Source organism: Cloacibacillus sp., from assembly GCA_036655895.1.
Lineage (GTDB): Bacteria > Synergistota > Synergistia > Synergistales > Synergistaceae > JAVVPF01.
The window spans coordinates 1-10,470 of sequence record JAVVPF010000047.1; the positions used below are offsets into that span (position 1 = coordinate 1).

Annotated in this window: 7 protein-coding genes; 6 read left to right on the forward strand and 1 reads right to left on the reverse strand. The window is 51.5% G+C overall.

Going from position 1 to position 10,470, the window contains the following annotated elements; translation table 11 throughout:
* Positions 1 to 579: 579 nt before the first annotated feature.
* On the reverse strand, positions 580 to 2,877 hold the full coding sequence (locus tag RRY12_11630) for an extracellular solute-binding protein (GenBank protein ID MEG2185322.1): 2,298 nt from the start codon (positions 2,875 to 2,877) through the stop codon (positions 580 to 582).
* A gap of 214 nt (positions 2,878 to 3,091) precedes the next feature.
* Between RRY12_11630 and RRY12_11635 the strand changes: the two genes are divergently transcribed.
* The 6 genes from RRY12_11635 to RRY12_11660 all read left to right on the forward strand — a co-directional run bounded on the left by RRY12_11635 (position 3,092) and on the right by RRY12_11660 (position 10,455).
* Positions 3,092 to 4,117 (forward strand): ABC transporter permease, encoded by a 1,026-nt coding sequence (locus tag RRY12_11635; protein MEG2185323.1) that lies wholly within the window; start codon positions 3,092 to 3,094, stop codon positions 4,115 to 4,117.
* A gap of 31 nt (positions 4,118 to 4,148) precedes the next feature.
* The gene (locus tag RRY12_11640; protein MEG2185324.1) at positions 4,149 to 5,153 is read left to right on the forward strand and encodes a substrate-binding domain-containing protein; all 1,005 of its coding nucleotides are present in this window, start codon (positions 4,149 to 4,151) and stop codon (positions 5,151 to 5,153) included.
* Between the two features lie 157 nt (positions 5,154 to 5,310).
* Positions 5,311 to 6,813 (forward strand): sugar ABC transporter ATP-binding protein, encoded by a 1,503-nt coding sequence (locus tag RRY12_11645; GenBank protein ID MEG2185325.1) that lies wholly within the window; start codon positions 5,311 to 5,313, stop codon positions 6,811 to 6,813.
* Positions 6,814 to 6,917: 104 nt separating this feature from the next.
* Positions 6,918 to 8,810, forward strand: coding sequence for a glycosyl hydrolase family 28 protein (locus RRY12_11650; protein ID MEG2185326.1), 1,893 nt, complete (start codon positions 6,918 to 6,920; stop codon positions 8,808 to 8,810).
* A gap of 18 nt (positions 8,811 to 8,828) precedes the next feature.
* Entirely contained in the window at positions 8,829 to 9,896 is a 1,068-nt protein-coding gene (locus RRY12_11655; GenBank protein ID MEG2185327.1) for a glycoside hydrolase family 172 protein, read from the forward strand.
* A 223-nt stretch (positions 9,897 to 10,119) separates the two neighbouring features.
* Positions 10,120 to 10,455 (forward strand): L-rhamnose mutarotase, encoded by a 336-nt coding sequence (locus RRY12_11660; GenBank protein ID MEG2185328.1) that lies wholly within the window; start codon positions 10,120 to 10,122, stop codon positions 10,453 to 10,455.
* The last annotated feature ends 15 nt before the right edge of the window (positions 10,456 to 10,470 follow it).

A 10,470-nucleotide genomic window follows, 5' to 3' on the forward strand; every position in this document is an offset into this window, starting at 1 on the left:
AGTCTAGGAGACGCCGAAAAACTCTTAGGCAAATGGGAGAGATGTCACATGGAATCAACGAGAAGACGTTTTACTACTGGCAAAGACGATTGCGAGATCAGCTTTCGCCGGCGCTCAATGCCCAAATAACCTTGCGGAAGGGGCGATCGCCATCGGCGCAAACAGCCTTTGTGGAGCTGCACTCAGCCCGGAATATAACAGAACTGCGGGGAATAGCCGTGCTGCACTCAGCCCAGAATACAACATCACCAGAACTGCGGGGAAAAGCCGTGCTGCACTATGGCCAGAATACAACATCACCAGAGCCGCGGGGAATAGCCGTGCTGCACTACGGCCAAGCGACGATCAGCCGCCGGATATTGACGAAGCGTTCCTGCTCAAGCTTCTGCGGGTACGATTGCCGCTATTGGGCAAGGGCGTCTCGGATGAGGCGCTGGCACCGTGGGGCGCCGAGGCTCGGATGGCGTGTCGGGGGGCTATTTGACGGTTACGGGTTAATAGCGGTTTGACGGTTACGGGTTAATAGCGGTTATGTTTGCAATCAGCCTCATAAAGGGATGGAATTATAGTTAATATCCTCTATTGTCGTCCAATATCCATATTAATAAAAGCCCGCGTCATGTCGCTTTGGGCTGTCGCCAGTGCCTCTTCGATAGGTTCGCTGTTCAAAACGAGACTGCGAATGAGCTTCGCGAACGCTTTTTCGATCACAATGTATGAAACCATTAAGCCATCCGCGGAATACGGGCGAGATAGGCGTTTGCAGTAATTCGTTTCACCGTGCTGGAACAGCCTCATCCAGGGATAGAGATTAAGTATCTCCCCGTTTTCGTAGGGCAGTTTACAGGTGGTGTTTCCTGCGAGAATTGTGTAGTAGTAGCTTATATCGGTTCGCGTAAACCATTTTAAGAAGGTGTATATTTCCTCCCGAAGCTTTGTGGCGGGGTGGATGCCCAATCCCCATCCCGCGCGGATGCTGTGCCCCTCGGGTGGTATGGCGTATCCCAATTGGCCAATGCGGCGCTTGTTTATGGCATCGCGAAGAGAGGTCGCGCCGTCGTTGAAGGTTATACACATCGCCGAATCACCCTGACAAAAGCAATCTACGGCGTTGAGCAGTCTGGTGTTGAAAGTATTGTCCTTGGTATACTTATAAGGCTCCAGCATAGAATTAAACGCCGCCCTATTCTCGGGCGTATCGAGATTCAACTGCCCGCGCCTGTTCCATATACTTCCACCGGCGGATATAAAACGGCTGATATTCTGCGAGATAAGGCTCCCGTCGTCAAAATCCATTTCAGCTACGCCCCATTTGGTAGGCGAGGCGGGATTATATTCTCGGGTAAAGAAACTGGCGATACGGCAATATTCCTTCCATGTCCGCGGCGGTCGCAATGTGGCATTGTATGTTTTATAGTATAGAGCCGCGATGTCGGGGCTGTCAAACAGATCGCGCCTATAGAAAAGCGTTTGCGCGCCGTTTATGAGCGGAAAGCCATAGCATTTCCCATTATAAAAATAGCCTTTCCAATCGCAGTCCAGTATTTTGTCTCGCGGGAAATCGGGGCGATCTATAAGGTCGCTAATGTTGTCAATGGCATTATGATATATAAATTCCTCCTTCCATGGCGTGTCAAATAACACTGCGTCATATAATTCTTCCGCTTGTATGCGCTGATACAGCGAGACGTCCCATATCATGTCGAGGCTGTTCGTCACAAACTTTATGCTGATTCCCGTTTCTGCATAAAAGACGCGGGCGATGTTGCTGAGCGCGGGAATACAGCCGCTTATGACGCCTAAAAAATCCAAAAGGCGGATCTCGCGTCCTCCGGAGCGCGGCGCTATATCCGTCGTCGCTTTTCGCGCGCTCTTAGGCAACACGAGCGGTTTGGATAAGAAACGATCCTGGAGCAGCGTTTCGCGCTCGCTGACTGACGTTGGGGAAGCGATTATTTCCAGAAGCCGTTCAGCCGCCGTATTTCCCAAATATGTCGCGTCTCGCGTCGTATAGATTACATTGTGCAGGTGCTCGGACTTATTCCAGCTTTCCTCGCCCAGCGTGATTACAATGACATCCTCCGGAATTTGTATTTTCAGCGCGGCGAAGGCTTCCGTTATGCCCTTGGCTATCTGACCTGACGAACAAAGCACCGCGGTGGGAAGTTCCCGTGCGCCGATTTCCATCGCCGCCTTAAAAGCGTTCTCCTTGGTCATGTTGGTGATAAAGCGTTCGCTTTTTGAGAATGTCTTTCCACATAGCTGGTAGGCGTCGCTGACGCCGCGCAGAAAGTCCACCTCCGTAGAAAAGCGGTCGTCTCCGGTTATGAGCTGTTGCTTTTCTATGCCGCTAGCTAACAGAGCGCCGGATAGATACTTGGCGATTCGATAGTTATCAAAGCCTACGAAATACCCCTCTATCCCGTCGATCCTGTGAAGACAATAGATAGTCGGAATTTGATAAGTCTCTTTCCAGTCTAAGAAAAATTCCTGATTTTCCGGCTGACAGCTAACGACGATCAGTCCCATGACGTTTTGATGAGCGAAATTAACCATGGACTGCTGTTCGATTTTTGAATTATCAAACGAGAAGGAGATATTCACGGTGATATTGCGCGGCTGTAAATACTCGAGGATTCCCTCGAAGATCTCTGAATACAGGCGCTCGTTAAAATCCGGCATGACCACGCCGACGGTTTTCATATCCGCCTTTTTTAGCTGTCGTGCCGCGGCGTTTGGTATATACCTCAAGTCTCTGATCGCCTGATCGATTTTTATGCGCGTTTCAGGCTTGACAGGCTTCGCGCCGGAAAGAAGGCATGATACTGTCGCCGTGGAAACGCCTGCCCGCAAAGCGACGTCCTTTATGGTCGCCAAACCATCCCCTCCCAACATATGCAGCGATTAACCATAGTGTAGTATAAAAGCAGCGGTTTTGTCAAGTAACTTTACCACAAAAAATCTAATCGTTTAGATTTTTATTTGCCTCAACGCGTTGTAATTGCCGATTCCGCATGCTATACTCTGTTCATATTAATCATGTGGTTATGCATGAAGAACAGCGCCAAAATATAGAGAAGAAGGTATAAGAATGGAACAGATCTCGAAAAAAACAGTTTTCAGCCGTATTACCAAACGGCGCGAACTGCCGGTGATTATAGCGACACTGGCGTTGTGCGTCATATTCAGGGCGTCATCCGAAAATTTCTTTTCCGCATACAATATGTATAACTTATTGCGCACCGCCTGTATATACTCGATCATCGCCTTGTCGCAGGCCTGTGTGCAGATTGTCGGCGGCACCAGTCTGTGCGTTGGTTATATTGGCGCTATGGGCGCGGTAGTCGCTGGCGTGTGTATGCAGGAATTGGGACTTTCGGGCGCGGTGGCGACACTGGCGGCTGTTGCGGCATGCTGCATATGCGGGGCGATAAATGGACTGATCATCACCAAGCTTAGGCTGAGCGCCTTTGTGACGACGCTAGCGACGCAGTTTATATTCAAGGGATTGGTTACCGGCATCTCAAAGGGATTCCCCTACACGGGGCTTACCCCCGACTATTCCAATTTCGGGCGCGGCGATTTTCTGGGGATCCCGCTTATCACGCTGGCAACGGTCGCTATACTGGTTATGATCTGGTACTTCTTCCGCTATACCACAACAGGCCGCAAGGTGTTGGCGACGGGCGGAAATCAACGCGCCGCAGCGATGGCGGCGGTTGACGTGGATCGTATGATATTTATCGCGAATGTTCTCTCGGGACTTTTCGCGGGCATCGCTGCCGTTTGGTCGGTGTCGCTCAACGGAATCGCCCAGCCCACGACCGGCGCGGATTGGATGCTATATTCCTTCGCGGTCTCCGTCATCGGTGGCACCGGTCTGACGGGCGGCGTGATATGTCCGCTCGGGTTGGCTATCGCCGGCTTTATGATCGTGATAATTAAAAATGGCCTTGTGCTTATGCGTGCAAATACCTACTTCGAACAGACTTATCTGGGGCTGATACTGCTCGCCGCCTGCTCTGTAGGCGCGATTTCCAACATGGTGAACGTCGCCAGACGCCGCCGCAAATTCCGTGCTGAGCAGGCCGCGAAGATCGAGTCGCGTGACCTGTAATATAGCAAATAGCGAAAGGAGCATTCCCACAATGAAAAGGAGATCTTTAATCCTACTCTCGTTGGTGCTCGTACTCAGCTTAGTTGTTCCCGCCGTCGCGGAAACAGCCGACGTAAAAATTGGCTGGTATGCGCCCGGCACTAACCAGTACACCGACGCCGTAGGCAAGGCGGTCGAAAAGTTCGCCGCGGATTACGGCGTGGACGTGAGAATCATTTTCGGGGACTTGGAGCAGGCGACAATGGACGCGCAGGTTCGCGCGATGGTTGCCGACGGCTACACGAACATATCGTCCTTCCCCTGCACGGAGGGCGCGTCGGGACTATACGATGAACTGATCGCGCAGGGCGTCAACTGCGTCACCTACGGCGCCAGCACCAGTGCGCAGAGTGAAATGCTCTGCGCCGCCAGCAACGTCAAGGCCGCGGCTTACTCCGCCACCGAAGCCGTCATAGGCGCAATGGGCGGTAGTGGGAAGATTCTCAACGTCCTCGAGGTGCTCACCGATTCCAACACAGCCAAAAGGCGCGAAGGCGTCATCGAGTGCGTAGACGCCCACGAGGGCGTGGAAATCGCCATGGAGATCGCTGATATCAGCAGCATCGAAGAGGGCGTCACCAAAATATCCTCCGCTCTGGGCGCGCTTGGCGGGGAGATAGACGGAATTGTCTGCACCGGCACGATAAACTCCTCCGCCGTCGTGCAGGTCATGGATGACTATTACGGCAGAAATCCCGACGCGGCGCCGATATATATCGTATGCTGCGACTGCGCGGACGATGTCATGATGGGCATTGAGAAGGGTATCATCTACGGCACTATGGCACAGAACGTGAACGCCCACGGCTATCTGTCCTGCGCGATGCTTTACTATATGGCCGCCGAGAATATGAAGCCGGTGGAAGGCCAATTCCTGGTGGATACCGGGGTCGTGTTGGTCACGAAGGATAACCTCTCAACCTACGCGGCTGATTTGGATGCGCTGACCGCGAAACTGACCTCCGAACTGACCACGACCTACCTGACGGCTAAGTAGGCTCAGTTATGTTTCTAGTGTCGAAAGTTCATTTTGCCAGAACAGTCCGACGCATATTGCGCGCTCGACGTTACTCGGCGGCACGCATCGGAAGCGAAATGAACTTTCGACGCTTCTATCCGATATTCTTTGCGTTAAGCGGGGAAAAGGGGTTACTATGTTAGAAGTAAAAAATGTTAGCAAGGAATTCCCCGGCGTCAAGGCGCTGGACAATGTATCAATGAGTTTTGAGCGCGGTTCGATTCACGCCCTGATGGGAGAAAACGGCGCGGGCAAATCAACGCTGATGAAGGTTATAACCGGTATCTATGTCCCAGAACTGGGGGATATTTACATCGATGGTCAGCATGTCGCTTTTAAAAGCTATCAGGATTCCATTGATCACAATATCAGCATGGTGCATCAGGAAATCCAAGTAATTCCGCATGGTACCGTGGGGGAAAATATCGTGCTCGACAAGCTCTCGCGCTTTTCCAAATTTGGTTGCCTCGACTGGAAGAAGATCAACGAGACGGCAAAGAAGTATCTGGATATGGTCGAACTGAATGTGAAGCCTACCGATGTGATAGCCAATATGACAGCCGCTCAAAAGCAGCTCATTCAGATCGCAAAAGCGCTGTCTTCAGACGCGCAATTTATACTCCTGGATGAGCCGACAAGTTCCCTTACCATGTACGAGGCGAAGAATCTGTTTGCCATTTTGAGGAAACTGCGCGACGACGGCAAAAGCTTGATATTCGTTTCACATAAGATCGAAGAAGTTACGAGCCTATGCGATCGCGTTACCGTTCTGCGCGACGGCAAAGTAACGGGCTCGAGTGCCATAAAGGATATCACGCGCCACGACCTGATCCGCATGATGATAGGGCGCGACGAGAACATCGACAATCTTGGGCAGCTCGACATTTCAGACGAGGTGGTGCTAGAGGCGCGCGGCATCGGCAAGGCCGGTATGTTTGAAGACGTTAATTTTAAGGCGTATAAAGGCGAGATACTGGGTTTCTACGGTCTCGTGGGCGCAGGGCGCACCGAATTGGCGCGGCTTTTAATAGGCGCGGACAAAATGGACACGGGAGAGGTATTCATCAACGGCAAACTCGCTCATATTCACAATGTCGCCGATTCCGTCTACAAATACGGACTCAGCTACATAAGCGAGAATCGCAAGGAAGAGGGGCTTATCCTATCCTTCTCCGTAAGGGACAATATTATATTGACCAATCTTCCCAAAATGCGCGGCAAAATGGGGAAGCTTAATCAGCGGATCGGAGAGGAAATGACCAGGGCTATGATCGAGAAAATGGAGATCAAAACGCCCTCACAGGAAACCGTCATCGAGTCGCTCTCCGGCGGCAATCAGCAAAAGGTATCCCTCGGCAAATCGTTGCTGACAGGCAGCAACATACTCATTATCGACGAGCCCACCGTGGGCGTTGACGTGGGGGTTAAGCGGCATATTCACGAGATCATTTGGCAATTAGCCAAAGAAGAAGGCAAGACCATCATACTCATATCCTCCGACATGGCGGAGATGATCGCGTTGGCACGTCGCATACTGGTGTTCCGGGATTACAAGATCGTGGCGGAAATCAACGAGTTAAACGACATGGAACACTCATACAATGAGGTTAGCGCACGCATAGGAAACGCGATATCATAATTATCTCCGACAATCCCGAAACCTTTGAATTATACAACGAAAGACATTTATTGGAGCACCTGATCCAAGATGGTAATCGTGTTCCTTATTAAGGAGGAAATATAGTGTCTTACAATATATTGACTTATGGGGCGGCAACCGCAAACGACGCCAGGACAAACGGTCTGGCGATACAAAACGCCATAAACGACGCACATATGGCGGGCGGCGGTGTCGTGTTTGTTCCGGCGGGAACCTTTGTTTCCACCAATATCGAGCTTAAAAGCAATGTCAATCTGACGCTTGATTCCGGGGCGGTTTTATTCGGCTCAACGGATTACAACGACTATACCATGACCCAAACGGCGTGGCCCTTTGCTCCGATGGTTGGGCTTCCGGAGATCGCCAGAGATGCGAAAACGACAGGCTTTATATACGCGATAAACGCCAAGAATATTTCCATAACAGGAATGGGCACTATAGATGGCAACGGAAGCGACCATCGCTTTCCCGACGATCGCGATCATTTACGCAGGCGCCCCATGCTGCTGTTCTTCGATTATTGCGAAAACATCCACATAATAGACGTAACCCTTAAAAACTCCGCCATGTTCGCGCTCTGGGCTTCCCGTAGCAAACGCGTATTCGTCCGAGGCGTATACATCTATTCGTGGAATACTGAAAACGGAGATGGACTTGATTTTGACGGTACCTCAGACGTCGTGATTTCAGATTGCCTGATCGAGGCGGGCGACGACGGAATATCGCTTAAAACCAACTATCCCGATTGGGCGAACCGCAATTACACCATAACGAATTGCCTCCTACGCTCAATCTGGGCCGGCATTCGCATAGGCCCGGAATCTGCGGGAGACATGTCTGAAATCGCCATCAGCAACTGCGTATTCGAAAATTGCAACGACGCATTAAAGATTCAAAACTGCTCCTGTGGACGTATAGAGAACATACGCATTAGCGGCATAGTCATGAGAAACGTACACCGCCCGCTGTTTATGACGGCCAGTCCCTTCCGCCTATCAAGGGTGCTTACGAACATACGCCCCCGCTTGGGCGGCTTGAGCGACATCTATATCGACGGTCTAACCGCCTATATGTCGCCCGTGAGCGCCGCGTATCAGCGCAACTGCTTTATCGTCTCCGGTTGGAAAAGCATGCCCATCGAGAACCTAGATATGCGCAATATCAAAATTGTGTTCTGCGGCGCGTGTGAACCCGAGGCGCTCAACCGCGTGGACGTGCCGGAATTTCTAGATTACAGCTTCATGTACGCAGATGTGTTTTCCATCAACGGCGACTATCCCGCCTCGGGAATTTACATGCGTCATGTTGACGGTGCGCGGTTTGACAATTGCCAATTTAAGCGCGATGACGAGGACGCAAGGCCCTTGATTTTCGGCTATGATTTGAAGGATATCTCCATGCGCATGGTGAACGGAAAGAGCGCGGGCTATTTAGTTTCCGCCATCGACGCGACTGTCGATCTAAATGAGTGCCGTCAAAACGGGACGCCTGTAGAGCGCGTTGAGCCGTTCCCCGACGCTGAGACGAAACGTTTCCGCGAATTTGAACGCATTAATGCCGAAACCGACAGCCTCTTTGAGAAAATGGCCGCTCAGGTGGACGCCGCTCAGGCATTGGATAATTATGAGCTTATTCCACGCGAGAGATGGGCGCACGAGGGGAATCGCCAGTGTGTTGAAATCTTTGTTGAAGGCGGAAACGTCACGCTCATGCTCATGCTCGTGTCCTTCGGCGATGGCAGGCTTTTCGTCAACGGAATTCCGGTGGCCGAATGCGTTGTACCAAAGCTCTATCGGAACATGACGGCTTGGGCAGCGGATATAACGAAACTCGTTAATCCCGGAAAAAACCTGGTCGAAATCGTATGGGACGAACCAGGCGACGTCGGTGGATCGAAGTGCCTTTTGCCCTTCGGCGAGTTTAAGGAACTGAGCGTTGGGCTGATTGAGCCTATGAGAGTCTATTATAGCAAATAAACGAGGCGTGAAACCAATATGGATATAAGCAATATTGCCCGCATGGAAAGAAAAATCTCCAGATCTATTTCGCCTGAAAACCCGAGGGGGGAAAAAGGCGGCGGTGCGTTGTGTCCCCTTGAAAACGGCAGCGCACGCGAGGCGGCACGCGATTTGGGAACGGGCTGGAAGGTCAATCCCTTTATGGTCATAGGGCCAATGGAAAGCTATACGCTGGCGGATATTGAGGGAAGCGGCGTCCTAGAGCATATATGGCTTACGCCTTCGGGCCGTTGGCGCGATTTGATTCTGCGCGCATATTGGGATGACCAGCAAATCGCAAGCGTGGAATGCCCCGTCGGCGATTTCTTCTGCATGGGCTGGAATGAATACGCCCAGTTATCCTCCCTGGCTGTATGCGTAAATCCTGGCTGTGCGTTTAATTGCTATTGGCCGATGCCCTTTCGTAAACGTGCGCGAATCACGCTGACCAATATATCGCCTGTGGCGCAAAACGTTTACTATCAAATCGATTATTGCCTTGGAGACGTCGCGCAGGACGATTTGTATTTTCACGCGCAGTTTCGCCGCGTCAATCCTTTACCCTATAAAAGCGTCTATACCATCGTGGACGGCATAAAGGGATGCGGCAAGTATGTGGGAACGTATATGGCGTGGGGCGTTCATAACAATGGATGGTGGGGAGAGGGCGAAATCAAGTTCTATATGGACTCAGATGACGAGAGCCCGACCATTTGCGGCACAGGGACGGAAGATTACTTCTGCGGCTCGTATAATTTTGAAGATCCTCAAACCCACGCCAACTACAAAACATATACGACGCCATATGCGGGACTGCATCAGGTTATAACCCCGGATCACCTTTATAACAGTCAAATGCGCTTTGGCATGTACCGCTGGCACATCGTAGATCCGATTTATTTCGACTGCGCGCTGCGCGTAACGATACAGGCGCTTGGCTGGCGCGAGGGGAAAAGATATCTGCCGCTGCGCGACGATATTTCCTCCGTAGCGTATTGGTATCAGAGCTTACCGACCATGCCCTTTCCCACGCTCCCCAACAGGGACGCGCTCGAGGTCGTATAGGCCTAGGGAAGCGCTGATTAAATCCCACACGCGCTGGCAGCTGCATTTCCACCATCTCCGTCATGCAAAATCCTCGACGTAGTTCCGCTACGCCGTCGGCTTTTGCATGACGAATCTGGCGAAAATTCAACTCGCCATCACGCACGTTCTTTAATCAGCGCTTCCCTAGTGTCGGGACACCAGTATATACTTAGCTTTATAAAACGAAGGAGTACGCAAGACAATGGGCAATATTAGCAGAAATGGCTGTGTAATCGGCGTCAAGCCCGGTATGCTGGAACGCTATATCTATTTGCACGATCATTGCAGCGACGAGATACGCGAACTTTTGAGAGAGAGCAACTGTATCAGGTGTGACATATTCGCTTCGGAGATAGAAGGAAAGACATATTTATTCCAATACGTGGAGAAGGACGAGTCGCAGGCGGTGGATTTATCAAAAAGCGAGGTCTACTCCGAATGGGCGCGCGTCACCAGTGAATGCCAGCAACCACTGCCTGGCGAGGTGCTTTGGCAAACGCTCAGACGCGTGTTCACGCTGGACACAGCGCAAACGTAGCGGCCATTTATCATA

Bases quoted from the DNA above. Each gene is read 5' to 3' on its own strand.
- RRY12_11635 (MEG2185323.1), top strand. From the start codon at position 3,092: ATGGAACAGATCTCGAAAAAAACAGTTTTCAGCCGTATTACCAAACGG.
- RRY12_11640 (MEG2185324.1), top strand. From the start codon at position 4,149: ATGAAAAGGAGATCTTTAATCCTACTCTCGTTGGTGCTCGTACTCAGC.
- RRY12_11645 (MEG2185325.1), top strand. From the start codon at position 5,311: ATGTTAGAAGTAAAAAATGTTAGCAAGGAATTCCCCGGCGTCAAGGCG.
- RRY12_11655 (MEG2185327.1), top strand. From the start codon at position 8,829: ATGGATATAAGCAATATTGCCCGCATGGAAAGAAAAATCTCCAGATCT.
- RRY12_11660 (MEG2185328.1), top strand. From the start codon at position 10,120: ATGGGCAATATTAGCAGAAATGGCTGTGTAATCGGCGTCAAGCCCGGT.